This window comes from Candidatus Halocynthiibacter alkanivorans (genome assembly GCF_003333265.1).
Lineage (GTDB): Bacteria > Pseudomonadota > Alphaproteobacteria > Rhodobacterales > Rhodobacteraceae > Halocyntiibacter_A > Halocyntiibacter_A alkanivorans.
In genome coordinates this window covers 47111-71293 of record NZ_QOLB01000077.1, presented here as the reverse complement: position 1 = coordinate 71293, position 24183 = coordinate 47111, and the positions used below count along the sequence as shown (strand labels likewise).

Sequence of the window (24183 nt, the reverse complement as noted above, 5' to 3'; positions counted from 1 at the left end):
CTATGGCCAATCTCGCCCTGCGCAACCTGGTAAAAACCTATGGCCAGACTGAGGTGCTCCACAGCATCAGTCTTGACGTTGAAGACGGTGAATTTGTTGTCTTTGTCGGCCCGTCCGGCTGCGGGAAATCGACCACGCTCCGGCTGATTGCCGGTCTCGAGGAAGTCTCCTCGGGTGCGATCATGATTGGGGACCGTGAGGTTAACAATCTTGAGCCAAAAGAACGTGACATCGCCATGGTGTTTCAGAACTATGCGATTTACCCGCATATGACGGTGAAAAAGAACATCGCCTTTGGCCTGCGCTCGTCCAAGGCCTCAAAGGTCGACAAAGAGGCAAGGATTCAGGAAGTGGCTGGTATCCTCGATATGGTGGAGCTGCTGGACCGCAAACCCTCGCAGCTTTCCGGCGGGCAACGCCAACGCGTGGCCATCGGAAGGGCGATGGTGCGCGACCCGGCAGTGTTCCTGTTTGACGAACCACTGTCAAATCTGGACGCTCAGTTGCGTACCCAGATGCGGCTGGAAATCAAAAAACTGCATCAACGGGTCGGAAATACCATCGTATTTGTTACCCACGACCAGGTTGAAGCGATGACCATGGCGGATCGTATTGTTGTTATGAAAGACGGACATATTCAACAGGTTGGCACCCCGGAAGAGGTTTATCACAGCCCGGCTAATTCGTTTGTGGCGCGTTTCATTGGTGCCCCGTCGATGAACCTGCTGCCAGCAGAGCTGAGCGCTGAGGGGCTGACCCTGGCGGGCAAAGTCCTGGATGCCGGACGTTGGGCTGCGTCTCCCGTTGGCAAGGTCCTGCTGGGGGTTCGTCCCAATGACCTGTATATTGATGAGATCCGCCCGCTTTTTGAGGGCCGCGTCAGCCTCAGAGAACCGCTGGGATCAGAAACACTAATCTACGTCGAGACAGAACATGGTGAAGTTATTGCCAGAGCCGATGGCCGCATGCCGCCAGAAGTCGGTGCAACCATTGGTCTCGGGGCGCGCACAGAGGATCTGCATCTGTTTGATGCCGCCAGTGGCGTGTCGCTGTCATGAGCAAAGATGCCGCAGGTCCTGAAATTATTTGCGCCGGGCGGCTGTATTGCGACCTGATTTTCGCCCCTGTTCCCCGCATGCCGACGCTGGGCACCGAAGTGTTTGCGGATCACCTGACACTCTGTGCCGGAGGCGGCGCTTTCATCACCGCAGCAACTTTGCAAGCGCTGGGCTGTCCGGCGTCTCTGATGGCGATGCTTCCCGCAGCGCCGTTCGACGCCATCGTTCAACGCGACATCGAAACCTGCGGCGTCAATCCCCGGCTGAGCAAAGCGGTCCAGGCAGGGGCCAGTCCGCAGATCACTGTGGCCATCGGCGACAACACCGACCGGGCGTTTCTCAGCCACCGCTCTGGGGATGCCATGCCGCCGATCACGGCCGCAGCGCTGTCTGGTGCGCGCCATCTGCACATCGGAGAGCTGCGCAGCCTGACAGAACATCCGGAGTTGATTGCGCTGGCGCGGGATGCCGGTCTGAGCATTTCGCTGGATTGCGGCTGGGACGACGAGGTCATGCAGGGGCAAGTCGGGGTCAGTTCACTGATTGCCGCCGTGGATGTATTTTTCCCGAATGAAACGGAGTTTGACCGGCTGATCGCGCTGGGCCTGCCGGAGAAGCTTGCAAAGCTGACCGTGGTGAAATGCGGTGCTTCAGGTGCCCGTGCGCTCGGCCCAAAGGGGTGGCAGACTGCGGTATCAAAACCGGTCGACGTTGTTGACGCAACCGGCGCCGGCGATTCCTTTATTGGCGGTTTCTTGTCGGTTTGGTTGGAAAATGGCCCCCTCGCGCGCTGTCTTGAACGCGGCAACCAATGCGGCCGGCTTGCGGTGCAGGCCAAAGGTGGCGCCGGTGCATTTAACGCCTGGCGCGCACTGGCGTAGCGCCCTGAGATTTACCGGATTTTGGTGAGACTTATTTCGGTGCCACGCGAAAACAGCGGTTCCCGCGCAGAATTAATCTGCGCGGCCATTGCCGGTTCCGCAGAGACGGCAGCGCTTTCTCAGGCCCTTTTACGCTCCTCTTGTGCCGTAAGCTCTCGGCTGAAGGCATGCTCCGACCATCCGGCGTGCACCGCCTTGTGCAGCAGGGCCTGTTGTGTTTCCGGTGCAAGCCCTCCAACCGGAGGGTCGAGGTCCAGATTGGTCGGGAATGAATACCCTTCTGCACTCGCAGCAATGACAGCCTGCAAGCGGCTTTCCGAAAGCGCGCCGCTCTCAAAGGCCTTCCGGATGTGCGGATAAAGGATCTGACACATCTTTTTGCGGTTGACGGTCTCCATCGCGCGTCCAAAGGGTGATGAGATCTGCAGCAAATTGACAAAGCGGTGAATGTCCTCGCTGTCGTTGGCTCCGGCGGCGTGGAACAAAGCCGGGCTGAAAAATATCGCGTCCCCCTTTTTGAGGGGCAGTTGAATGTGATGTTGTTCAAAATGCGCGCGAAAGTCCACACGCCGCCAGGCGGCATATCCTGAACGGAATTGCTGCGAAAATGGCAAAAGTCTGGTTGGCCCGCTCTCAACCGGCATGTCGCAATGCGCTATGCCGCCCTGCAGCGTCATCAGCGGCGACAGGTCATGCACATGCGCCGGATAGGTGGCGCTGATTCCTGCGCTCTGAAATCCCAGATGGTAGTCCCGGTGTGCCAGCTGCGCGCCGCCGCCCGGATGCACCAGGTTCACCTGCGCAGTCATTTGGTAATTCGGGCCAAGCCAGGCTTCGCACATGGTGTCGATTGCAGGGTTGGCGAAGTATTGAACGAATGTTTCCGGCGCGTGCTCGCAAAGTTTTTGCAGCGAATTCCAGACCCGGTCGTTTTTCCCGGCGGCCGCAAAATGATCCGCCCCGCCGCCTGGGGCTTCTTTTTCCCGCGCGATAATATCTTCATAGACCTTCGTTGCCGCGTCGATAGCAGACGTGTCGTCATAGGCGTTTTTCAGAACCAGTACTCCGGCACTGTGTTGCAGGATATCCGCCCATTCGGCCATGATTTGATAGCGAAACTCCTGATCGGAAAACCTGGGCCGCAGCACATCTATGTCATAGACAGGTACGTTTTTTTCAACAGATGCGGCGAACCGCAGAGTGGAGCCATCGAGTGTCTGTGACGTGAGCGCCTTAAACGCCTCAAGATCGCAGTAATCTGCTGCGTAATAGCCGGGACGCCGGGCATCAGTGCTGTTCATTTCTCATCTCCTTATGTCCTGCGGTGAACCTACCAGAAGAACTGCTTGTACCGGCGGCGCATTCACATCAATAATCCATCAAATGACTCATCGCTTTCCAATCAAAGAAATTGCCCTTCAAGCCGGGCTCGGCACCGCAACAGTTGACCGTGTGCTCAATGACCGCCCAAACGTAAGCCCGCAGACCCGTCAGCGCGTGCACGCAGCGATCGCAGAGTTGAAAGGGCAGGAAACACAGTTGTCCGCACGGGGGCGGCGTTTGTTCATCGATTTTGTGGTCGAGGCGCCAAACCGCTTTACAGATGAAATAAAACACGCCGCCGAGACCATCTTGCCCACCTTGGGCGCCGGTGTTTTTCGACCCCGGTTCATTTTTCAGGAGGTTATGACGGAAGATGATGTGCTGGCAATATTGCGCCGCATTGGCAAACGCGGCAGCCATGGCGTCTGTCTCAAAGCCCGCGATCTGCCACGCATTTGTGATGCGGTGAACGCATTGACGGCCGCCGGAATTCCCGTTGTCACTCTCGCGACGGACATTCCGAATTCGTCAAGAACGGCCTATGTGGGCCTGGACAATGCCAATGCCGGCCGCACAGCCGCTTACCTGATGGCGAAATTTCTGGGTGGGCAGGCGGGCACGGTGCTGACAACCAAAAGCCAGCACGCTTTTTTCGGCGAGGAAGAACGCGATTCTGGCTTCAGAGAGGTCATGAAACGTGATTGTCCGGATGTGGAGCTGATCGACGCCAGTGGCGGCGCGGGGGTGCCCTGGCACATGATAAACCACGTCGCGGAAATGGTTTCTGACGTCAAGGACCTGAAAGGCGTCTATTCCATGGGCGGCGGCAATGAGGCGATCCTGCAGATTTTGGCGGATCAGGGCCACAGGCCTCAGGTCTTCATCGCGCATGATCTCGATAAAGAAAACAAACGCTTGCTGGAACAGGGGGTGCTGACATTTGTGCTTTATCATGAGCTCCGTGCCGATATCCGGAACGCGTTTCTGGCATTTGCACAGTACCACAGGCTGATGCAACTGGATGAAACCCCGCACGTCTCCGATATTCAGATCGTGACGCCGTTCAACCCGCCTCATTTTTCATAACGGCGATGCAAACCGGGCAGTTTTATCACATGTATTGGCACCGATTTCATGGCATTGGCGATTGGCCAGCAAGCTGCAGCACATGCCAGTGTATGGCCGCAAACCGGGCAGGCGGGCCTCGCAAACCGAAACGATAGCGACATCAGTCCCGTGCCCAGGCGTCGCTCTGTTTGTGGAAGTGGGCGTCGATCACTGAGTGCCTTAGTCCGACGCAATCCGGCCAGATGCCGGCAAACGTCAGGATCTGCTGAACAGTCGGCCAAAGGCGGGCAGTGCATCGTCGATACCGCTCAGCCGCAGCATGTGCCAGGCCAGAGCCTGGTTGCTCGATATCACCGCCACGCCGGTGAGCGCTTCGATCTCGGGAATGATGCGCAGGCAGCGCAGATTGGTGCAGGAAATCACCAGGGCATCACAGGGTGCCGCACTGGCCACACGTACTGCCGCCGCCATGATGGCCTGCTCGGTAATCCGCGCTACCACCCGGTCATTTCCCTCTTCAAAAGACCCGAATCCGCCGATGTCAAAACCCGCCTGTTCCAGCGCGCTCTGCATTTGTTGTGATACTTCAGGCACATAGGGCGTGATAAAACCCAATCGCTTTGCGTCCAGGCCTCGTGCTGCGGCAATAATGGCCGCAAGCGGGTCGGTAACCCGGGCGTTTGGAAATACCGATTGTACGGCGCGGGCGACGTTTTCCGATCCGATGACCGTGGAGGCCGAGGTGCAGCCATACCCAATCACGTCGAACGCCAGCGACGGCGGCAGCAGCCGGACTGAGGCGGGCAGGTCGCGCGCCATCCGGCTGAGGGTATCAGGGTTAATTTCAGACACCATGGGAATGCGGCTGTGATAGAGCGCGACCCCGTCCAGATCCGTCATCCGGGCGAATTCGGGCTCCAGCGTCTCGTCGGTCTCCAGAACGATCACCCCAAGCGTCGCGCGTGTGCCAATGCCACCGTCTGTATCGAAATCCAGTCTCATCACGTGCCCTTTCAGATCACCGGCAATTCGGGTGCAGCACGGCGGGTCAAAAGTTCAGCCCCGTTTGCCCGGATCACGATGTTTTCCTCATGTACCATGATATGTCCATCGCCATAAGCAAGCGAAGGCTCCAGCGTCAGCACCATGTTCTCTTCAATCACAGTCTCATCAAACGCCGCATGTGACGGCCATTCCGTCAATTGCATGCCCAGGCCGTGGCCCAACCGCCCCACATCTCCGCCCTGGTCGTCCATCTCGGAAATCACTGCCTGCATGACCTGAAATAACTCGCGACAGGTGGTGCCGGGGCGGGCTGAAGCAATGCCGGCTTCGGTCGCCCGCCACAAGACATCATAGGCGCGGCGCGACAGATCATCGGCGTGGCCCAATGCGAAATTGCGGTCAAAGTCGCAGAAATAACCATCCCAGGTGGCGCCGGTGTCCAGCATCAGGATGTCGCCCGGCTGAAGCGGGCGGCGCGAGGGTGGCGAGATTACATCAACATAGCCGCCCGGCCCGGCGCCGCCGACCAGATATGGCACGTCATCCGCGCCCTGCAGCAGCGCTTCGCGGCGAAAGTTGCGGAACACGTCCTCCAACGGCACGCCGTTCTTGGCAAATTCTGGCACGCCGGCGAATGTCTCTGAACCGATGGCGCAGATATGGCGCAGCTTTTCGATTTCTGCCGGGGATTTAACCATGCGCAGCGCGCGCACGATCCCTGTGGCATCCTCGATCTTCAGGCCTGGCAGCGCCGCAATCAATCTTTCATAATCACCAAGCGGCATGCGCAGCGCGGTTTCATGACCTTTCAGCACCCCGATCCGGGCACCTGCCTGCGCCAGAGGTGACAACAGGTCGCTCAACAGGCTCAGCCCATCGTCTTCGGGCCAGGGCGCGCTCCAGGTGCGGATATCGTCAATCCAGGTCTGGCGCATCAGCGCCGCACCGATTTCAGGGATGATTGCAATCGGTTTGCCTTCTGCCGGCAGGAACAGAAACCAGGGCCGGGTCGGGCTTTGCCAGAACAGAGTGTGGAAGCCGCTGAAATAGCGCACTTCTGCTTCGCTCATAAGCAAAATTCCGGACAGATCCTGCTCAGCCATAAGCGCCTGGGCCCGCGCCAGGCGGGTGGCAAACTCGGTGTCCGGAAAACCTCTTGCAGGTGCTTCACGCATCATCACGCCCCGCCATGATCTCAGCAAAGATCGCCGGGTCGGTGACTCCCTCGGACCCGATCAGCAGCACGCGTGACCCGGCATCAAGTCCAAGCTTTGCCGACAGCGCGGTATCCTGTCGCGCGGCGATCAGCGCGGCCAGCCCAGCCACCGCGCTTTCACCGGCCTCAACCACGGGGTCATTGCCCATGGGGCGGGCCAGCAGACGCACGGTCGGGGCGACGATCTGGTCCGGGATGGTCAGGAAATCTGAGGCCTGCTCAGCCAGGATCTCCCACGCCATTTCGGAAGGCTCGCCACAGGACAGACCTGCCATAATGGTTTCCTCAACGATTGTGACCGTTGTAGCTTTGCCTCTGCGGGCGCTCTCAATCAGGCAAGCGGCGCGCTCTGGCTCAACAATGATCACGCGCGGGGATTGCGCGCCCCAATACTGGCGCAGCGCTGCCGCGACCGAGGCCGCCAGGCCGCCAACACCGCCTTGCAGGAACACATGGGTTGGTGGCTGTGTCAGCGCGTCGCTGGCTTCGCGTGTCATGACGCCATAGCCCGCCATCACATCACGTGGTGGTTCGCTGTACCCAGGCCACGAGGTGTCAGACACCACAAACCAACCGTTGGCCTCGGCCTCTTGCCGCGCCAGTGCAACGGAAGCGTCATAATCGCCTTCAATACGCACGACATCGGCGCCAAGATCGCGCATCGCCTGGGCCCGGCCTTCGCTGACTTCCGCGTGGATATAGATCCGGCAGGGCGCACCAAATCGTTGACAGCCCCAGGCCAGAGACCGGCCGTGGTTGCCGTCGGTCGCTGAGACCAGGGTGATGCCGCCGCAAGCCTCGCGATGCTTGCCCATGCGGATATCGGCAAGCGCGACGTCCTGGCCCGACTGGCGCGACAACTCCCGCTGCAGAACCCGCAGCGCTGCATAAGAGCCGCCAAGTGCCTTGAAACTGCCCAGACCAAAGCGCGGACCTTCGTGTTTGTAATCGATGCGCGCGATGCCAAGCTTGGCGGCCAGATCCGCCAGAGCGATCAGCGGGGTCGGCGCATAGCCGTCCCAGGCGCTGATCTCAGTCACTGCAGCGTCAAAATCCTGTTGCGTCAGAACGCGATTGGCCGCGTCACCCGTCTGGAGGTTTCCGGGGGCGTAATCCAGCCTGGCAGTTGCAAATATATCCATCAGTTCAGTCCTTTCTCAGCGGGAGCCTGTCCCGGACCAATTGCGCCCAGAGGGCTGTTCCAATTGGCAATAATGCGTCGTTAAAATCGTAATCTGCCGCATGTAGCGGCTGCCCGTGGGCGCCATCGGTGCCATTACCCAGAAGCAGGAAACATCCGGGCACTGCAGCGCAAAAATGGGCGAAATCTTCGGAAAAGCTCATCGGCTGACAGTCCGGGATGGTGTCCAGCCCGATGGCGCGGGCGGCGCGGACCACTGCCTCGGTGGGGGCGTCGGCATTCATCGTCTCGATGAATTCGGTGTCGAAAGTGACCCCAATGCTGACACCATGAGCGGCGGCAATGCCGTTGGCGATCTGGCGCATGAAGCGCTCGATGGCCGCACGGTCCTGGCCGCCGCGCGCACGCGCATCGCCTTTGAGCGTAACATGCCCCGGAAGCACGTTGCGCTGCCCGTCGGTCAGAAACTCGGTCACCGAAACCACCGCGCCGGCGCCGGGCGCCAGTTTGCGTGATACAATGGTTTGCAAAGCCTGCACCAGTTCCGCCGCCACGGTGATCGCATCCACCCCGACCTGTGGCATCGAGGCGTGTCCGCCCTGGCCGGTGATGGCAATCTCAAACAGGCTCTCGCTGCTGCAGATCAGCCCCGGCCGTGTCAGGGCCTGACCCAGCGGCGCGCCGGGGAAATTGTGGATCGCATAGATTTCATCGACCGGAAACCGCTCCAGCACGCCTTCGTCAATCATCGCCTTCGCGCCCAGACCGTGCTCTTCGTTGGGCTGGAACAGGAATACTACAGTACCGTCAAAATCGGCATCCTTTGACAGGCGCTCCGCCGCGCCAAGCAGCATCGCCATATGACCATCATGGCCACAGGCATGCATCACGCCGTCGTTTTTTGAACGGTAGTCATGGCGCGTGGCCTCACGGATGGGCAGCGCGTCCATATCTGCGCGCAATGCGATCGCCCGGTTGCCATGCCCCGCCCGCAGTACGCCCACAATGCCGGCACCTTCATGCACCTCCAGGCCAAGCGCGCGCAATTGATCCGCCACCACCGCCCGGGTGCGGTCTTCCTGAAAACCCAGCTCAGGCCGGCGGTGTAAATCACGGCGCAATTCTGTCAGTCGTTGGTGAAACTCGTCCATCACGGCCCTCATACTAATTCGCTACACAGACTACAGGGATTGCAGGAGTATGGGCATTGAAAGCATCCGGTATGGAACGAAATTGATTGAAGTCATGCCAGTTTGCGATCAATTTCAGAACATGGATGACAAAGACCTTGAGATTCTGCGGCTGGTACAAAACAACGCCCGCCTGACCGCTGAAACGATCAGCCAGGATGTGGGCCTGTCGCCGCCTGCGGTTCAGAAACGTTTGAAAAAGCTGCGCGAAAGTGGCGTGATCGAGCGCGAGATCGCGGTGCTGTCTCCGGCGAAACTAAACCGCGAAATGACCGTTGTTGTCGAGGTGATCCTTGAACGTGAAAACCGCGCGCATCTGGATGCTTTCAAACGCAAAATGCGCAACGCCCCCTGTGTGCAGCAATGTTATTATACCACCGGAGAGGCCGATTTTTTACTGATCCTGGCGGTGCGTGACATCAAGGAATATGAGGAATTCACCGAGGCGCATTTCTTTGACGAATCCAACATCAGCCGGTTCAAGACTTCGGTGGTGATGGACCGTGTCAAAGTCTCGCTCGATGTGATTTGATTTTACCAGACCACCGGGGCTGCGACAGGGCACCGCAAAGCAGAGCGGCTCTAGCTGACGCCCGGGTATCGCCTCTCACACCAGCGGATGGCGACAGATCACTTGCGCGCCGATTGTGATCAGCAAGCCTGTCAGCCAGGCCCCATGGCGTAGCCAAACCCGCGTATGGTGCGGATCGGCCCCGGCGCGCCATCCGGGTGCAGGGCGCGTCTCAGACGACCGATGTGAACATCGACGGTGCGCGTCTCCAGATCGGCACTGATGCCCCAGACCATGTCCAGCAATTGTTCGCGGGAAAACACCCGTTCCGGACTTTGCATCAGAGCAACGAGAAGCCGGAACTCAGTTGGGCTTATCTGCACCAGAACGCCGTTGCTGTGCACTGTATGTTTTTCCAGATTTGCCTGGACTGCGCCAACGCTGAGGATGTTTTCCGTCACACTGGCGGTCGGGCGACGCAGCGCGGCACGTGCCCGTGCGATCAGCTCTTTGACCGAATAGGGCTTGGTCACATAATCGTCCGCGCCGCCGTCGAGCCCACGGATCTTGTCCTTTTCTTCGGACCGGGCCGTCAGCATGATTACCGGAATTTCGCGCGTTATCTTGTTGCGGCGCAGCTGGCGGCACACTTCAATCCCCGGCAACTCCGGCAACATCCAGTCCAGCAGGATCAGATCCGGCGGATCTTCTGTCGCCGCTTGCAGCCCTTCTTCTCCGTCGGTCGCAACGCGCACGTCAAACCCCTGGCGGGCAAAGTTGTAGCGCAAAATCTCGATCTGCGAGGGTTCGTCCTCAATGATCAGCAGTCGGGGGGTGACAAGGCTCACGCGGTTATTCTTTCATTGGAGACCATAAAGGGCAGACTTCAGACAGGCGCCCGGCGCAAGGCAATTCCCCTATGACGAGGCTTTCAGATCCTCGCCTGTGACAATCTGATGCACGTGGCGCGCCATATTTACAACGTGATCGCCCCCCCGTTCAAAATTCCGCGCCAGCAAGATCAACCGGACCAGGGCTTCCGCTTCGGCAGGGCTTTGTCTGATCGCCTGAAGCGCCGCTGCAAATACGGCCTTGTTTAGCCTGTCGACCTCTTTATCCGCTTCCCGGACCTCAGCGGCCAGTTTGATATCGCTGTGGCTGTAGGCGATCAGGGCCTGGGCCAGCATGGTCTGCAGCAGCACGCTCATCTCCTGCACCATGCGCATGACCTGCTCACCCGCGCCTGCGTCAGACAATTTGCGCGCCAGTTTCGCGGTGGATTTCGCGTGGTCGCCGATCCGCTCCAGCTCGCCGGCCATATTGATTGGCAAAATGGCCTGGCGCAGATCCAGAGCCACGGGCTGGCGCAGCGCAATCAGCCGTTCGGCACGATTGTGGATATCTTTGTTCATGCCGTTGATCCTGCGGTCCGTGGCGATCAGCCGGTCGACTTCGCTGGCGTCAAGTCTCTCCAGCGCGGCGGAAGCGTCTTTGATCTGTGAAATGACCAGCTTGCCCATCTCCAGAATACGGGTTTTGATTTTGCTCAGATCTTCGTCGAAGCGGGCGACGATATGTGCGTTTTTCATGAGTCGTCCTAGCCTGTGCGTCCGGTGATATAATTCTGGGTCTGCTCCTCGCGGGGCGTGGTGAACATCTGTGTTGTATCCCCGGCCTCGATCAGCCGGCCCAGATGAAAGAAAGCGGTGCGTTGTGAAATCCGCGCCGCCTGATGCATTGAATGGGTGACGATGACGATGCTGTAATCTTCGCGCAAACTGTCGATCAAATCCTCGATCACGGCGGTGGCGATGGGATCAAGAGCGGAGCAAGGTTCATCCATCAGGATCACTTTGGGCTGCACTGCGATTGTGCGGGCAATACACAGGCGCTGCTGTTGCCCCCCAGACAGGCTGTTGCCGGGCTGGTCCAGCCGGTTGGCAATCTCGTCCCACAACCCGGCGCTTTTCAGACTCCATTCCACCCGATCCTGTAATTCGCTTTTTGAGCTGGCCAGCCCGTGGATTTTCAAACCATATGCGACGTTGTCAAAGATCGATTTCGGGAACGGGTTGGGTTTTTGAAACACCATGCCGACCTGGGCGCGCAAGGCCACCACATCCACCGCCGTGTCATAGACCTGCTGGCCGCCGATTTGCAGTGAACCGTCAAAACGGCAGTTCGCAATCAGATCGTTCATGCGGTTAATCGTGCGCAGAAAGGTGGATTTCCCGCAGCCCGACGGGCCAATCAGCGCGGTGACCTTGTTGGCTTCGATATCCAGATCGATGTCAAAAAGCGCTTGTTTGTCGCCATAAAAGACGTTCATGCCGCGGGCGGCGATAAAAGGACGGGTCATTCTCAGAACCTTTGTTCAAGTTTGCGGCGCAACAGGATGGCGATCAGGTTCATGGCGATCAGAAAGATCAGCAGCACGATGATCGCCGCGGCGGTTTTTTCGGTGAAGGCCCGTTCCGGGCTGTCGGCCCACAGGAATATCTGTACGGGCAGGGCGGTGGCAGGTTCCAGGATCGACTGTGGCAGATCGACGATGAAGGCGACCATGCCGATCATCAGCAAGGGCGCCGTTTCTCCCAGCGCCTGCGCCATGCCGATGATGGCGCCGGTTAACATGCCCGGCATGGCCACCGGCAAAACGTGGTGAAAAACCGCTTGCACCGGCGTCGCCCCCAGCGCCAGCGCCGCTTCTTTGAAGGAGGGCGGCACCGAGCGAAGCGAGGCGCGCGCTGCAATGATGATGGTCGGCAGTGTCATCAGCGCCAGCACCATGCCCCCAACCAGAGGCGAGGAGCGCAGCAGGCCCATATAACCGAGAAAGATCGACAGACCCAGCAGGCCGAAAACAATCGAGGGCACCGCCGCCAGGTTGTTGATATTCACTTCAATCAGGTCGGAAATCCGGTTTTTCGGGGCGAATTCTTCCAGATAGATCGCTGCGCCGATGCCAATGGGAAAGGACAGGGAAAAACACACCGCCAGCGAAAACAAAGATCCGATCAGGGCGCTGAGAATACCGGCAATTTCCGGCTCGCGACTGTCGCCACCGGTCAGGAAGCCCCAGTTCAGCACCCGACGGATCTGCCCCGCCTGTTGCAACTCTTCGATCCAGGTGACCTCGGCATTCGAGATCCGGCGCCGGTTTTCCGGTAGGCTGGTGTCAATTTTGCCGCGCAGATACAGATCCAGGTCGTCCGAGGCGGTCAGCCAAAGTGTTTGAACGCCGCCCAGTAGTGCCGGATCATCCCGCACCTGGCGTTTGATCTCAAAACTGCCTTCGGGGCTGACCAGATTGTAGAGTTTCTTCTTTTGCCGGCGCGTGCTGACCTCAGGAAACTGCGCCCGCAACCCGGATTTCAATATCGCCCCAAAGCTGGCGCTTGTGATATCAGCAGGGTCAACCAAGCCCGACTTCAGATCCACCGCCACCGCAATCTGCGTCCGTCGGACAACACCCGCAGCATCGATGAGAATGGAGCCGGTCATAAAGACGAGGAAGGCCAGCGAGGTCAGGATTGCCAGACGCCCGGCCCACTGAAACCGCTGTTCCGCCCGGTGCCGCCTGGCCAGATCGAAACCGGCTTGTTTTGTGAGATTAATCATAGCGTTCCTGGTATTTCTTGACGATGCCCAATGCGACAATGTTGAGAACAAGCGTGATGATGAACAGCAGCAGCCCAAGCGCAAAGGCTGACAGGGTTTTTGCGCTGTCAAACTCCTGGTCTCCGGTCAGCAGCGCGACAATCTGCACCGTAATCGTAGTGACAGCGTCCAGCGGGTTCAGCGTAAGTTTCGCCGCCATACCCGCCGCCATCAAAACGATCATCGTCTCGCCAATGGCGCGGGATGCGGCCAGCAGTAATGCGCCGGCCATGCCGGGCAGGGCGGCGGGCAAAACGACCCGGCGGATGGTTTCGGAGCGGGTCGCGCCCAGACCCAGCGACGCATCCCGCAACGATTGCGGCACCGCGTTGATCACATCATCAGACAGTGAGGAAATCAGCGGTACAATCATCAGCCCCATGGCAATTCCGGCCGCCAGTGCGCTTTCGGAGGCGATCTCCAGGCCGAACTGGCCGCCGGTCATACGAATGAACGGGGCAATGGTCAGTGCCGCGAAAAACCCGTAAACGACCGTCGGAATGCCCGCGAGCACTTCAAGCGCCGGTTTGATCCAGCTCCGCGCCGCCTTGCCAGCATATTCGGACAGGTAGACAGCCGAGGCGAGGCCAAGCGGCGTCGCCACCGCCATCGCAATCGCGCTGATCAACAGCGTGCCATTGATCAGAGGGATGGCGCCAAAACTACCTGCAGCGCCGACCTGATCCGCCCGGATCGCGGTTTGCGGGCTCCAGTTCAGTCCAAACAGAAAATCCGCGACCGGGACCTTTTTGAAAAACTGAATTGTTTCAAATACCAGCGATAATACAATGCCGCCGGTCACCAGAATGGCCACCCCGGCGGCTGCCGCCAGCAGCGAAACAACCATCCGGTCCCGCCAGCCGCTGCGTGCCGGTCTTGTCAGAATTAGTGTTTGATCAGCCATCGGCCTGATCTTCCTTCAAATGGTGTCCCGACCCGGCGGGTGCCGGACCGGGTCTGCAGCAGTTACATGTTGAGCAGGCTGAGGCCGTTGATCCGGTTCGCCTGGATCTTCCGTTCTTCTGCGCTCAGCGGGATCAGCCCCTTGTCGGCCAGATACCCGTCGTCACCCCAGGCGTCTTCTGAGGTGAATTCCCTCAGAAACGCTTTGAGGCCGGGCACCACGCCGACATGCGCCTTTTTGATGTAGAAATAGAGCGAGCGGGCGATCGGATAATTGCCGACGGCGATCTCTTCAAATTCGGGCTCCACATCGTTTACAACAGAGCCCTGAAGCACATCGCTGTTCTGCTCCAGAAAACTGTAGCCAAAGATGCCCATAGCGTCAGGGTTTGCCAGCAGCTTCAAAACGATCAGATTGTCGTTCTCGCCGGCCTCAATATAGGCGCCGTCTTCGCGGATGGTGTGGCACAGCGATTTATAGGTGGGCTTGTCCGATTTTTTCAGCGCCTTGACCCAGTCAAATGTCTTGCATCCACCTTCCATCGCCAGTTCAGCGAAGGCGTCACGTGTTCCCGAGGTCGGCGGTGGCCCAAGGACCTCGATTTTGATCTCGGGCAGGGCAGGATTGACCTGGTTCCAGGTCTCATAAGGGTTGGGACGGGTGCCGCCATCCTCATCGGGCACATCCCTGGCCAGAGCGAGGAAAATATCACGCAGGGACAGGTCCAACTGCGTCGCGGTCATGGAATTGGCCATCACGATGCCGTCAAAGCCGATCATGGCTTCGACAATCTCGCTCACCCCATTTTCCGCGCAGAGCGCGACTTCTGAGGCTTTGATCCGGCGCGAGGCATTGGCAATATCAGGCGTGTTGCTGCCGGTGCCGGCGCAGAACAGTTTCAGCCCGCCACCGGAGCCGGTGCTTTCCACAATCGGTGTCTTGAAGTCGGTGGATTTGCCGAACCGTTCAGCAACCGTTGTTGCAAAGGGAAACACGGTGGAGGATCCCACGATGTTGATTTGTTCCTGCGCCATCGCGGGCGTTGTGGCGGCAACAACAAGCAGCGCGGCGGCTGCGGTGGACATTAAGCGAACAGGCATTTCAGAGTGTCTCCTTAAGTGTCTTATGGGTTCCGGATGGAACAAGACTTCAATCACCCGGGATTGATTCAGGAGTACGACAGCTCTGTAACAGTTGTGTGACAGCTTAATTTAATTGGAATTTACCAGTGGCAGACAGACTTTGAACGTTGAGCCATGGCCAGGGGTGCTGTCGATCAGCAGGTGGCCGCGGTGACGCACCAGAATGTGTTTCACAATGGCCAGCCCCAGGCCGGTGCCGCCCACATTGCGCGACCGGCTCTTGTCGACACGGTAAAATCGTTCTGTCAGGCGCGGTATTTCATCCGCAGGGATGCCAATGCCTTCGTCCCGGATGCAGATGCATACCGCCGGCTTGCCCAGCGGATTACCGGTTTGTTCAACGCAGGTGCTGAGCGTCACTTTGCTGCCGTCGCGGCTGTAGTTTATCGCGTTTTCAAGCAGGTTTATGAACATTCGCACCAGATCATCATGTTTGCCCAGCAGGCCGGGCAGGCGCTGTACCGCCCCCGTATCTACCGTCATACGCCGTTTTTGCGCCAAAGGGACCACCGCTTCCCGGGCCTGATCCAGGATCAGGTTCATATCCACAATCTTCTTTATTGCACGCTGCTCTTTGACTTCGACCTGAGACAGCGACAGAAGACCGGTCACCAGGTTGGTCATCCGCGCCACTTCTTTCGCCATCAATTCCAAAAACAGTTCGCGCGCTTCAGCGTCCTCACTGGCCGGACCCTGCAATGTCTCTACAAACCCCGAAATCGAGGTCAGCGGCGAGCGGATCTCATGGCTGACATTGGCGACAAAATCGCTGCGCATGGTCTTGGCGTCGCGCAGCGGCGAGCGGTCCTCAAATGTCAGCACAAGCGAGGCTACACGGCTGTTATCTGCGGGTTCGATCTCCCTGGCGGTAACAAGATACTCCTGTCGGAATCCGTCTTTGGCCTTGAAACTGGTGGTCGTTTCACGAGATGTGTGCAGGGTCTCTTGCAGATGATTAATAAATTTGCGTTTTTCTGAAACAGCCTTTTCGACGCTGAGGCCGATATCCAGATCAGGAAAGGCTTGTCGGGCCTTCCGGTTCGCAAAGCGAACTTTCAGGTCCTTATCCAACCCGATCACCGGAACAGACACGCCATCCATAATATTCATCAGGTTTCTCATCTGTGTTTTGGCCAGCTGCGGTTGCCAGGTTTTGGATTGCAATCGCTGGCTTTTACACCGCTGACCACATCCCGTGAAGAAAAATGTCTTACTGGCTCAGTGCTGCTCAGAGGCGATGGTCCATCCGCCGGAAACGGGTAGACCGTCGCCAATATTGGCGACGGTCAGTTCCTGTCAGGGAACGGGTCTGGCGCTCAGACTTCACTGTCCACTGGAGCCGCGCTGCCAGGCCCGCCCCTGTTCCATTGCTCCGTCATCACCCGGTTCAGCCAGGCCAGGGCAACCAGGGTCAGCCCCAGTCCCATAAAGGAAAACACCCGTGTCAGCCCCGACAACCCGTTCATATCAATCAAAAAGACCTTGGCGATTGTCAGAGCAACACCCGCCATCGCCAGTTTGCGCAAAACCAGGGCGCGCCGTGAGAACGCCAGGAACAAAATGACGACCGATGTGATCAGCATGGCAAGCGTGTAGGAATACAGTTCGGGATCGGTCACGCCAGGAACCGACAGATCATTGCCGCGCCAAAGGCGGCGAATTTCCTGTGTTACATACCAGGCCGTCAACGCACTTGCCAAACCTGCAAAGAAAATGCGGAGCCAGCGGGTAAAATGCGCCAGTTTCCACGCCGCCACTGCAAAGACAACTGCCAGCGGCAGATAGGCCACCGCAAGCGTGTCCAGTATCAGCGGGCCGACAACCAGTTCGGAGCGGTTGATCAGCGGGTTTGAAAAGAGAAACAGAACCGCCAGCAGTGCCAATACCATCAGCGTGAACAGTGTCGCCAGAGCGCCACGAAGCAGCAAAGTGAACCGGTTGCTGGCCTGCATCCGGTAGAGCTGGTTCGCCAATGACGCCGCCCAGACAGTTGCCAGCAGCCCGACAGACCAGTGCGAGCCAAGATTGGCCTCTGGCACGGCGCGGAAGATTAAAACACAGATGAATACGGCGGCGATGGTCCATATGCCACTTTCCAGGATCAGCGCGGTTTTGGTTCTGTTGTCCCGCGCCAGACGCCAGGCACCGGCCAGCAGCAACAACGTGCCGCCATAGGCCAGCACCACCTGTAAGATCTGAGGCTGCAGTGACAGAGAAAAGCTGAAACCGGTGGCCCAGATAAATCCGGGATCAACCACCAGACGATAGGTGATCACCGCGACTCCCAGTTGCACAAACCAGCTCAGGGCTGACAGATCGTACCTGCGGTCCAGCACCACCACCAACAACGTCATCACTGCCAGCGCCAGTGTCAGTGCGGTTTCGCTCAGCAGCAAAAAGAACGCCAGCGCGATCAGCGTCAGGGCTGCAACCGCAAAAAGCCCGACACGCAGGCGGCGTTGCGCGACATTTTCGCCCCGTGCCGTACGCTCAGCCAACACCGTCATCAATCCGGCAACCGCGATGGTGGCAAGCGCCCAGGGGTAGGCGCCGACAACCGAACCCGGATCCCAGAAAAACTCAAGCAACAGCACCAGGACCGGTGCATAGACCGCCGCCGCCAAGGCCCAGAAGACCGGGGTGTTGTCTTGTTCGTCACCGGCCGGAAGCGACAGTTTCATCCGATAAAAGGCCAGTACGGAGCCAAGCGCGCCGATCGCGGTCAGAACCCAGGCGGTTATTGGTGCCGCTGTTTCCGGTGCGCGCAGGGCACCGGCGCGAAACGCACTGTACAGCGGGCCGTTGAAATCCGCCTCGATCAGCAACACCGTCAAAATGGCCAGCCCGGGCAATAAAGCATGATCATAAAGCGCCGGTGCCTGCCGCATCCAGACCAGCGTTGCGATAAGCAGCAAGACCAGCGTGAACAAGCCAAGATACACCGTGTCAGACGTGGCCGCATCCGACACCACAAGCAGTGCCGCCCCGGTAACAACACCGGTGACAGCGACAGACAACCGGGTGGGGAACTCCGGAAACAGCGTTTTCCCACGTTTGGCGCGCAGCAGATCCAGCACGGCGGTACCTCCGTGGCGCGGGATCAGACTGCGCTCGGGAATGATGATCGCTGCCGCTGCAATCAGCAGCACAGCCACCAGGAAATGTTGTGCAGCAGCGCCAGAAAGATACAGCAGTCCGCTTGCGGACAGGGTGGCGATCAGCACCAAAACCGACATCCATGCCCAGCGTTTAACCGCATCCACTGCAAGCCCCGCCACCGCAATCAGGGTGAAATAATAATACAGAATCCACGGGTCCTGTGCGCTGCCGCCGACCAGAAAAGGGGCGCCGCTGGCCCCGATAATCCCAACCGCACTGAGCAATGGCCCGTAGAACCAGCCCAGGATCATCGCAACTGCCGAGACAAAGCTAAGCCCCGCCAGTGCCGCTCCGGGTCCGATAAGATCGTACATCACCCGCGCCGACAGCACGCCGGCGAACAGCACGATCAGACCTGCGCCGGCCAGAGCTGAGGGCAGGTATTGCATGCTCCCGGTGGTTTCATCGCCAAACCGGCGGCGGATCACTTCTCCACCTCCGATCAGAGCCGAGCCAAACCCCAGCGTGGCCATTACCCGCCAGAACGGGGTTAAAAAACCGCGTTCTGCCCCGTATTGCACCATGAAAATGCCTGCCAAAGCCAGTGATGCCGCCCCGGCTACCAGCACCCAGTTTTCGCGTGCCCACTGGATCAGCCTGTCCACGCTGTCCCGTCTGAACACAAATGCGCGGGGCGCAATCCGGGGCGCCCCTGCCGGTGCAGCGGTCGGCCCGGTGTCGGGTTCAGTGTCAGCTCCGATGTCAGCTCCGATGTCTGCACCGGTGTCTGCTCCGCTGTCTGGCGGCGGGGCCGGACTAACGTCCCCGGTTATGTCAGCTTTGCGAATGGTGGATGTTGCCTGTCGCGCCGCTTTCGCAATCTGCCTGTAGGGAGGGCGCCCGGTCTCATCCTCAACTGCTGTATCTTCAGCCGGGCCTTGCAGGTTTTTAAGATTGCTTTCCAGTGCCAGCACCCGCGCCTTCAGCCGCGTGTGAGACACCAACAAATACGGCACCCCAAGCACGATGACCAGGCCGATAAGTCCAAGAAATACCATAATGAAAATTGCCCTAAACACATATTCTGTAAACTTTCCCAAAGGCTAGGGGCATTCATAAGGTCTGGCAAGCGTCGCGTCTTTGCCGTCAACAGGGCTTTTCCCCGAATGTCCGGTGTCCGCGCTGACGCCGGCGTGGGTATTTGTCACCCCGGGATGCATTGCTTTAACCGGGCAATTCTCGCCGACGTCGCAACCGATTCTCCCGGGGCAAATCCTTGGCGATTCCGGCGCTTTCATCCGACTCCGGATCACAAGACTGGAAACGCCGGCGGGGAGCGTCGCGTGTTTGCTCGTGAGTATATTCTGACGTTTCATAGGAAATTCGTTTAACAGTTGTCGCAACGTTGCGTCCTTGCGAGCTCGATGCCGACAAATCGGTTGCGGTCAGGGCGACCTGGTGCAACTGGCGATCAGAGCGCCAGGCTGTCGGCTGTCTGGCGCGTGCGGCAACACCCCGTTGGTCTCTCCGCACCGGATGGCAGGCAGCTGAACGTCATTTCCCGCAGCCAGGAGCTGAAAAACCTGCCCGAAAGCGGTGCGCTGAGGCTGAACAGGGCCGCTGAGCAGCCGGTTTCGCCCGATGCCTGAGTGATCGCACCCTAAGAACACTTCAGTGCGGATGATGCTCCGGCGGGTTGATCAGATTGCCGCCGGCTTGTGCGGCGCAAGATGTTGTTGTCGTGAGGGAATATCCGCACAGCGACCACGTCGGGGGTAATTCGTCCAAAACAGCAGGTGTTTGCGCAGGATGAGTGTTTCAAGTGCAGTCAGATATCTGACACACCCGGTGTTTCGGTGTCATCGTTCTCCTCCGTCAGAGTCCGCATGAATTTTGAAAACAATTCCCCCTGCGAGCGGATGCGCAGTTTGGAATAGATGTTGCGGCGGTGAATTCTGACGGTGCCCTGAGAAATTTTCATGATCCGGCCAACCGCTTCTGCCGAATGCCCTTTCAGAGTAAATTCAACCACCTCACGCTCGCGAGGGGTCAGAACACCCTCGCCAAACTTCAGCAGCGCCAGTTCGACCGTCTGATGCATGTTGGCATCCGTATTGCTGTTGCCTGGCTGGTCGGAATAGGGCGAAAGGTCCTGCCAGTGCTGGCGGCAGGCCTCGCGCACAATGGGCCAGTACTGTTTCAGTTCCCGGATTTCCCGGGCGGAAAATGGTTTTGAGGTTCTCATCAGAGAGACGGTGATCACGGCATCGCCACGAAGTTCAATAAAATAGGCGATTTCCTCGGCCAGGCCGGTTTGCTGGTAATAGTTGCGGTAATATTCGCCCTGATAGAACCGGTCCGGAGCGAGGTCGCGCAGCCGGTACAACCCGGGTTTCACCTCGTTGGCACAGGCCTGATAAAACGGATCAAGAAGATAGGGGCCCGCCTGATAGTCTTCAACGAATATTTTGCGTTTCTGTTCGGGAAAATTGTCAAACAGGTCCTGTGGCCGCGCCGCGCCCTGGTAGCCAAAAACCACCGTATAGTCAAAAGGAACGATCTGTTTCAGCGCGTCCGAAAGCCGGCCGGCAAAATGTTCACTGCCAATTGCGCCAATCAACGTTCCGGTCGGTTCCAGCCAGGTCTTCATTTGTTCTCTCTGCCCAACTCCATTTGTCTACCCAAAACGTGGTATATACAGCGGATTGGATTTTTCTTACAGTTTTCTCGATTGCGGTAGTATGCACCATATATAAAAAAGAATCTATGCTATGAACAGCGCGGGATACATTCAGCCAGAGGCAAACGTTCGCCAAACGGCGATTGCGGAGTTGAAAGGCGTCTCCAAACATTTTGGCGATGTTATCGCCGCACAGGATCTGAACCTTGCGATTGGCGAGGGGGAATTCCTGTCCCTGCTTGGCCCGTCGGGCTGTGGCAAAACAACGGCTTTGCGCATGCTGGCTGGGTTTGAAGCGCCGACCAGCGGCGAAGTGCTGCTGGACGGCGAGGATGTGAGCGCGCTTGAGCCCTATCACCGGCCCGTCAATATGGTGTTTCAACACTACGCATTGTTTCCCCATATGACCGTGGCGCAGAATATTGCCTATGGGTTGAAACAGCGCCGGCCGCGCCTGCCAAAAGCAGTGATCGCTGAAAAAGTAAGCCACGCTTTGGAAGTTGTGCGGCTTGATGGCTATGACCGCCGCCGGGTCTGGGAGTTGTCGGGGGGGCAGCAGCAACGTGTGGCGCTTGCCCGTGCCATCGTCAATGAACCAAAACTGCTTCTTCTGGATGAACCGATGGCGGCGCTGGACCGGAAACTGCGCAAGGAAATGCAACTCGAATTGAAAACCTTGCAGCGGAAACTGGGTATTACTTTTGTGCTGGTGACACATGATCAGGAAGAGGCGCTCTCGATGAGTGACCGCATTTGTATCATGCGGGACGGCAGGATCGTTCAGGTGGGCAGCCCGCAGGACCTCTATGATCACCCGAGCAGCCGCTATGTTGCGGGTTTTGTGGGCACCTCCAATTTCTTTGACGGTACGGTTACAGCCAGGTCCGGAAATCTGGTGTCTGTCCGGCTTGAGAACGGGATGTCGGTTGAGACATCACGGGCGGATGGCATTGATCAGGGCCAGGAGGTCTGCATCAGTTTGCGCCCGGAACAGATCCGGTTGAAGCGCTCCGGCGAGGGCGTGCCTGTTTCGGTCACGAACCGGATTTTCCTCGGCGAACACACTGAATATATTGTGAACCATCAAACGCTTGGCGAATTTTTAGTGTTGTCGCCAAGACAATCAGAATTGAACGAGGGACAGTTCGATACCGGCGACTTGCTGGTGGCATCCTGGGAGGCCACTGCCGCGCTGGCCCTGGACCGCACATAATCTTGGTGACGACAATCGACAGGGAGCAAAGACATGAGCAATAACAACAACTACATTAGCAAACAGAAATTCATGGAAGAGCTGTACCGATATAAAAAGGGCTCGGTTACACGACGGCATTTCATGAATGTCACCGGTCTGGGGGCCGCATCTGCGGTGATGGGCGCTGCGATGCCCGGGTTGCTGCCGCGCCCGGCATTTGCCGCCGGTGATATCGGCGACCGGGTGATCCTGGCAACCTGGCCAAACTATCACGACCCGGCCAATTTTGACGCCTTTTCTGAGGCCACCGGCGCCCGTGTTCAGGTCAATGTTTTTGGCTCGAACGAGGAAATGCTGGCGAAACTCCAGGCTGGAGGCAGTGGCTGGGACGTCTATGTGCCCACCAATTACACGATCACCACTTATGTAGACCTGGACCTGATTGAGCCGCTGGATACCTCCAGGCTGCCCAATTACAATGCGCCGTCCTATGATCCGCGTTATGCAGAAGCCGGCTCCGTCGGTGGCAAGCTGTATGCGGTGCCCAAAAACTGGGGCTCCACCGGATTTGTGGTGAACACCAAACATACCGATGGCGGTCAGCCACTGACCACCTGGAAAGAATTCTGGGACATTACGATGAACCAGTTCTCCGGTCGTACCACGGTGCATGACTATCAGCTGACCACGATTGGCAACGCGCTGAAATACTTCGGGTATTCCTTTAATTCTATCGATGAGAAGGAACTGGCGGACGCCGAACAGCTGCTGCTGGATGTGAAACCACACCTGTTTGCGATTTCGTCGGACATCCAGCCGTCGATGCGCAGCGGGGATTCCTGGCTGGCCATGGCCTGGTCGGGTGACGGCAAACAGCTGAACACCGATATGCCGGAAATCGCCTATGTTCTTGGTGCTGAAGGCGGCGAGTTGTGGAGCGACTATTACGCCATTCCCAAAGGGGCGCCGCATATGGATGCCGCTTATGCTCTGATCAATTTCATGCTCGATCCGGCGGTGAATACCAAAGAAGTGCTGGCACACGGATACCCAACTGCGGACGCGACCACGACGGCCATGTTGCCTGTGGCGCTGCAGAACGATCCGATCCTCTATCCGGCACAGGATTTGCTGGACGCGCTTGAGTTTGGCGCTGCTGCAACTCTGACCGATCCAAACCGCGCCGAGTTGATGGCACGGTTCAAATCGGCCTGAGCAAGTCTCGGGTAAAACACAGGTGAGAACGACATGAAGCAACGCACGCGCAACTGGTTGTTATTGGCACCGGCCGGAACCTGGTTTCTGGTCATGCTGATCGTGCCGCTGACGGTCGTTCTCATCTTCAGCTTTGGAGAGCGGGGTGCCTCCGGCGGCTATGTCCCCGCTCTCACACTTGAACAATATGCCAATCTTCCGGCCCGCTGGACGGCGTTCAAAAACACCATGGTGCTGGCCCCTGCCGGCACCATGGCGGCGCTGCTGATTGCCTATCCGCTGGCCTATTTTCTGGCGGTGCGCGCCAGTCCCAGGTGGAAAACCATCCTGCTTGTGCTGGTCATCGTGCCGTTCTGGACTTCGATCCTGATCCGCAGTTACGCGTGGATATTCTTGCTGGGCGGGCGGGGTATTCCCGCATTGCTGGGCTGGGCCGGGCTTGAAGATATTCGCCTGATCAACACGCCGTTCGCTGTTTTGATCGGGATTATTTATGGCTATCTGCCGCTGATGGTCTTTCCGATCTTTGTCAGTCTTGACCGGCTCGACAAACGCCTGCTGGAGGCGTCCTCAGATTTGGGTGCAAGGCCGTGGCACACCTTTGTGCATGTCACTTTGCCATTGTCCATTCCTGGTATCGCCACCGGTTGTATGCTGGTGTTTATCCTGCTGATGGGGGAATTTCTGATCCCGGCTATGCTGGGCGGCGGCAAGGTCTTCTTTGTCGGCAATGCGCTGGTTGACCTGTTCCTGCAGTCGCGAAACTGGGCCTATGGCTCTGCGGTGGCGGTCACTCTTGTTGTGGTCATGCTGGTGACTGTCACCGCTTATATGCGGCTCATTAAACGTCTGGGCGCGCAGCGCGAAGACGTTGCGATCATGTGAGGCGGGAAAC

At 58.3% G+C, this 24183-nt stretch carries 21 protein-coding genes and 1 pseudogene; 8 read left to right on the top strand and 14 right to left on the bottom strand.

All coding sequences use genetic code 11. From position 1 onward, the window contains the following. Nucleotides 1–2 precede the first annotated feature (2 nt). A complete protein-coding gene (locus tag DWA01_RS08320) occupies nucleotides 3–1058 on the top strand; it encodes an ABC transporter ATP-binding protein (protein ID WP_114285379.1) in 1056 nt (351 codons plus the stop codon). Next, on the top strand, nucleotides 1055–1939 hold the full coding sequence (locus DWA01_RS08315) for a carbohydrate kinase family protein (RefSeq protein WP_114285378.1): 885 nt from the start codon (nucleotides 1055–1057) through the stop codon (nucleotides 1937–1939). Before DWA01_RS08320 ends, DWA01_RS08315 begins: the two co-directional genes overlap by 4 nt. 119 nt (nucleotides 1940–2058) lie before the next feature. Here DWA01_RS08315 and DWA01_RS08310 read toward each other — a convergent pair whose 3' ends face one another. Next, a complete protein-coding gene (locus DWA01_RS08310; protein WP_114285377.1) occupies nucleotides 2059–3240 on the bottom strand; it encodes a phytanoyl-CoA dioxygenase family protein in 1182 nt (393 codons plus the stop codon). Nucleotides 3241–3253: 13 nt separating this feature from the next. Between DWA01_RS08310 and DWA01_RS23940 the strand changes: the two are divergent. Beyond that, nucleotides 3254–3403 (top strand): annotated as a pseudogene (locus tag DWA01_RS23940) (helix-turn-helix domain-containing protein); the annotation flags it as partial. Nucleotides 3404–3640: 237 nt separating this feature from the next. After that, nucleotides 3641–4348, top strand: coding sequence for a substrate-binding domain-containing protein (locus DWA01_RS08305; protein ID WP_235008480.1), 708 nt, complete (start codon nucleotides 3641–3643; stop codon nucleotides 4346–4348). Nucleotides 4349–4585: 237 nt separating this feature from the next. Here the strand turns inward: DWA01_RS08305 and DWA01_RS08300 are convergent, their stop codons facing one another. Genes DWA01_RS08300 through DWA01_RS08285 form a run of 4 tightly spaced genes read right to left on the bottom strand, consistent with a single transcriptional unit; the run spans nucleotide 4586 to nucleotide 8843 of the window. Next, nucleotides 4586–5332 carry a maleate cis-trans isomerase family protein gene (locus tag DWA01_RS08300; protein ID WP_114285375.1) on the bottom strand — a complete coding sequence of 249 codons (747 nt, stop codon included), beginning with the start codon at nucleotides 5330–5332 and terminating at the stop codon, nucleotides 4586–4588. Between the two features lie 11 nt (nucleotides 5333–5343). Next, entirely contained in the window at nucleotides 5344–6510 is a 1167-nt protein-coding gene (locus tag DWA01_RS08295) for a M24 family metallopeptidase (RefSeq protein ID WP_114285426.1), read from the bottom strand. Beyond that, the gene (locus tag DWA01_RS08290) at nucleotides 6503–7693 is read right to left on the bottom strand and encodes a diaminopropionate ammonia-lyase (protein WP_114285374.1); all 1191 of its coding nucleotides are present in this window, start codon (nucleotides 7691–7693) and stop codon (nucleotides 6503–6505) included. The genes DWA01_RS08295 and DWA01_RS08290 overlap by 8 nt, the downstream gene beginning before the upstream one ends. Before the next feature lie 4 nt (nucleotides 7694–7697). Then, nucleotides 7698–8843, bottom strand: a complete 1146-nt coding sequence (locus tag DWA01_RS08285; RefSeq protein ID WP_114285373.1) for an amidohydrolase — start codon at nucleotides 8841–8843, stop codon at nucleotides 7698–7700. A gap of 121 nt (nucleotides 8844–8964) precedes the next feature. Between DWA01_RS08285 and DWA01_RS08280 the strand changes: the two genes are divergently transcribed. Beyond that, the gene (locus DWA01_RS08280; RefSeq protein WP_114285425.1) at nucleotides 8965–9414 is read left to right on the top strand and encodes an Lrp/AsnC family transcriptional regulator; all 450 of its coding nucleotides are present in this window, start codon (nucleotides 8965–8967) and stop codon (nucleotides 9412–9414) included. Between the two features lie 131 nt (nucleotides 9415–9545). On the opposite strand, the gene phoB is transcribed toward DWA01_RS08280, so the two are convergent. The 9 genes from phoB to DWA01_RS08230 all read right to left on the bottom strand — a co-directional run bounded on the left by phoB (nucleotide 9546) and on the right by DWA01_RS08230 (nucleotide 20848). Further along, entirely contained in the window at nucleotides 9546–10241 is a 696-nt protein-coding gene (gene phoB / locus DWA01_RS08275; RefSeq protein WP_114285372.1) for a phosphate regulon transcriptional regulator PhoB, read from the bottom strand. Between the two features lie 69 nt (nucleotides 10242–10310). Further along, entirely contained in the window at nucleotides 10311–10982 is a 672-nt protein-coding gene (gene phoU, locus DWA01_RS08270) for a phosphate signaling complex protein PhoU (RefSeq protein WP_114285371.1), read from the bottom strand. 8 nt (nucleotides 10983–10990) lie between these two features. After that, nucleotides 10991–11752 carry a phosphate ABC transporter ATP-binding protein PstB gene (gene pstB, locus DWA01_RS08265; protein WP_114285370.1) on the bottom strand — a complete coding sequence of 254 codons (762 nt, stop codon included), beginning with the start codon at nucleotides 11750–11752 and terminating at the stop codon, nucleotides 10991–10993. A gap of 2 nt (nucleotides 11753–11754) precedes the next feature. Beyond that, nucleotides 11755–13014, bottom strand: coding sequence for a phosphate ABC transporter permease PstA (gene pstA / locus DWA01_RS08260; protein ID WP_114285369.1), 1260 nt, complete (start codon nucleotides 13012–13014; stop codon nucleotides 11755–11757). Then, nucleotides 13007–13957, bottom strand: a complete 951-nt coding sequence (gene pstC / locus DWA01_RS08255) for a phosphate ABC transporter permease subunit PstC (protein ID WP_114285368.1) — start codon at nucleotides 13955–13957, stop codon at nucleotides 13007–13009. Before pstC ends, pstA begins: the two co-directional genes overlap by 8 nt. 62 nt (nucleotides 13958–14019) lie before the next feature. After that, nucleotides 14020–15057, bottom strand: a complete 1038-nt coding sequence (locus DWA01_RS08250; protein WP_114285367.1) for a substrate-binding domain-containing protein — start codon at nucleotides 15055–15057, stop codon at nucleotides 14020–14022. A gap of 111 nt (nucleotides 15058–15168) precedes the next feature. Further along, nucleotides 15169–16209, bottom strand: coding sequence for a sensor histidine kinase (locus DWA01_RS08245; RefSeq protein ID WP_160115982.1), 1041 nt, complete (start codon nucleotides 16207–16209; stop codon nucleotides 15169–15171). A 206-nt stretch (nucleotides 16210–16415) separates the two neighbouring features. After that, a complete protein-coding gene (locus tag DWA01_RS08240) occupies nucleotides 16416–19256 on the bottom strand; it encodes a DUF2339 domain-containing protein (protein WP_114285365.1) in 2841 nt (946 codons plus the stop codon). Between the two features lie 770 nt (nucleotides 19257–20026). Further along, complete coding sequence (locus DWA01_RS08230) at nucleotides 20027–20848, bottom strand: LuxR C-terminal-related transcriptional regulator (protein ID WP_114285363.1); 822 nt, start codon at nucleotides 20846–20848, stop codon at nucleotides 20027–20029. A 121-nt stretch (nucleotides 20849–20969) separates the two neighbouring features. Between DWA01_RS08230 and DWA01_RS08225 the strand changes: the two genes are divergently transcribed. From DWA01_RS08225 to DWA01_RS08215, 3 genes are read left to right on the top strand one after another with little or no spacing between them, the layout of a single operon-like run. After that, nucleotides 20970–22091 carry an ABC transporter ATP-binding protein gene (locus DWA01_RS08225; RefSeq protein WP_114285362.1) on the top strand — a complete coding sequence of 374 codons (1122 nt, stop codon included), beginning with the start codon at nucleotides 20970–20972 and terminating at the stop codon, nucleotides 22089–22091. A gap of 33 nt (nucleotides 22092–22124) precedes the next feature. Further along, nucleotides 22125–23288 carry an ABC transporter substrate-binding protein gene (locus tag DWA01_RS08220; RefSeq protein ID WP_114285361.1) on the top strand — a complete coding sequence of 388 codons (1164 nt, stop codon included), beginning with the start codon at nucleotides 22125–22127 and terminating at the stop codon, nucleotides 23286–23288. Nucleotides 23289–23321: 33 nt separating this feature from the next. Then, the gene (locus tag DWA01_RS08215; RefSeq protein ID WP_114285360.1) at nucleotides 23322–24173 is read left to right on the top strand and encodes an ABC transporter permease; all 852 of its coding nucleotides are present in this window, start codon (nucleotides 23322–23324) and stop codon (nucleotides 24171–24173) included. Nucleotides 24174–24183: the final 10 nt, after the last annotated feature.

Bases quoted from the DNA above. Each gene is read 5' to 3' on its own strand.
- DWA01_RS08320 (WP_114285379.1), top strand. From the start codon at position 3: ATGGCCAATCTCGCCCTGCGCAACCTGGTAAAAACCTATGGCCAGACT.
- DWA01_RS08315 (WP_114285378.1), top strand. From the start codon at position 1,055: ATGAGCAAAGATGCCGCAGGTCCTGAAATTATTTGCGCCGGGCGGCTG.
- DWA01_RS08310 (WP_114285377.1), bottom strand. From the start codon at position 3,240: ATGAACAGCACTGATGCCCGGCGTCCCGGCTATTACGCAGCAGATTAC.
- DWA01_RS08300 (WP_114285375.1), bottom strand. From the start codon at position 5,332: ATGAGACTGGATTTCGATACAGACGGTGGCATTGGCACACGCGCGACG.
- DWA01_RS08295 (WP_114285426.1), bottom strand. From the start codon at position 6,510: ATGCGTGAAGCACCTGCAAGAGGTTTTCCGGACACCGAGTTTGCCACC.
- DWA01_RS08290 (WP_114285374.1), bottom strand. From the start codon at position 7,693: ATGGATATATTTGCAACTGCCAGGCTGGATTACGCCCCCGGAAACCTC.
- DWA01_RS08285 (WP_114285373.1), bottom strand. From the start codon at position 8,843: ATGGACGAGTTTCACCAACGACTGACAGAATTGCGCCGTGATTTACAC.
- DWA01_RS08280 (WP_114285425.1), top strand. From the start codon at position 8,965: ATGGATGACAAAGACCTTGAGATTCTGCGGCTGGTACAAAACAACGCC.
- phoU (WP_114285371.1), bottom strand. From the start codon at position 10,982: ATGAAAAACGCACATATCGTCGCCCGCTTCGACGAAGATCTGAGCAAA.
- pstB (WP_114285370.1), bottom strand. From the start codon at position 11,752: ATGACCCGTCCTTTTATCGCCGCCCGCGGCATGAACGTCTTTTATGGC.
- pstA (WP_114285369.1), bottom strand. From the start codon at position 13,014: ATGATTAATCTCACAAAACAAGCCGGTTTCGATCTGGCCAGGCGGCAC.
- pstC (WP_114285368.1), bottom strand. From the start codon at position 13,957: ATGGCTGATCAAACACTAATTCTGACAAGACCGGCACGCAGCGGCTGG.
- DWA01_RS08250 (WP_114285367.1), bottom strand. From the start codon at position 15,057: ATGCCTGTTCGCTTAATGTCCACCGCAGCCGCCGCGCTGCTTGTTGTT.
- DWA01_RS08245 (WP_160115982.1), bottom strand. From the start codon at position 16,209: ATGAATATTATGGATGGCGTGTCTGTTCCGGTGATCGGGTTGGATAAG.
- DWA01_RS08240 (WP_114285365.1), bottom strand. From the start codon at position 19,256: ATGGTATTTCTTGGACTTATCGGCCTGGTCATCGTGCTTGGGGTGCCG.
- DWA01_RS08230 (WP_114285363.1), bottom strand. From the start codon at position 20,848: ATGAAGACCTGGCTGGAACCGACCGGAACGTTGATTGGCGCAATTGGC.
- DWA01_RS08225 (WP_114285362.1), top strand. From the start codon at position 20,970: ATGAACAGCGCGGGATACATTCAGCCAGAGGCAAACGTTCGCCAAACG.
- DWA01_RS08220 (WP_114285361.1), top strand. From the start codon at position 22,125: ATGAGCAATAACAACAACTACATTAGCAAACAGAAATTCATGGAAGAG.
- DWA01_RS08215 (WP_114285360.1), top strand. From the start codon at position 23,322: ATGAAGCAACGCACGCGCAACTGGTTGTTATTGGCACCGGCCGGAACC.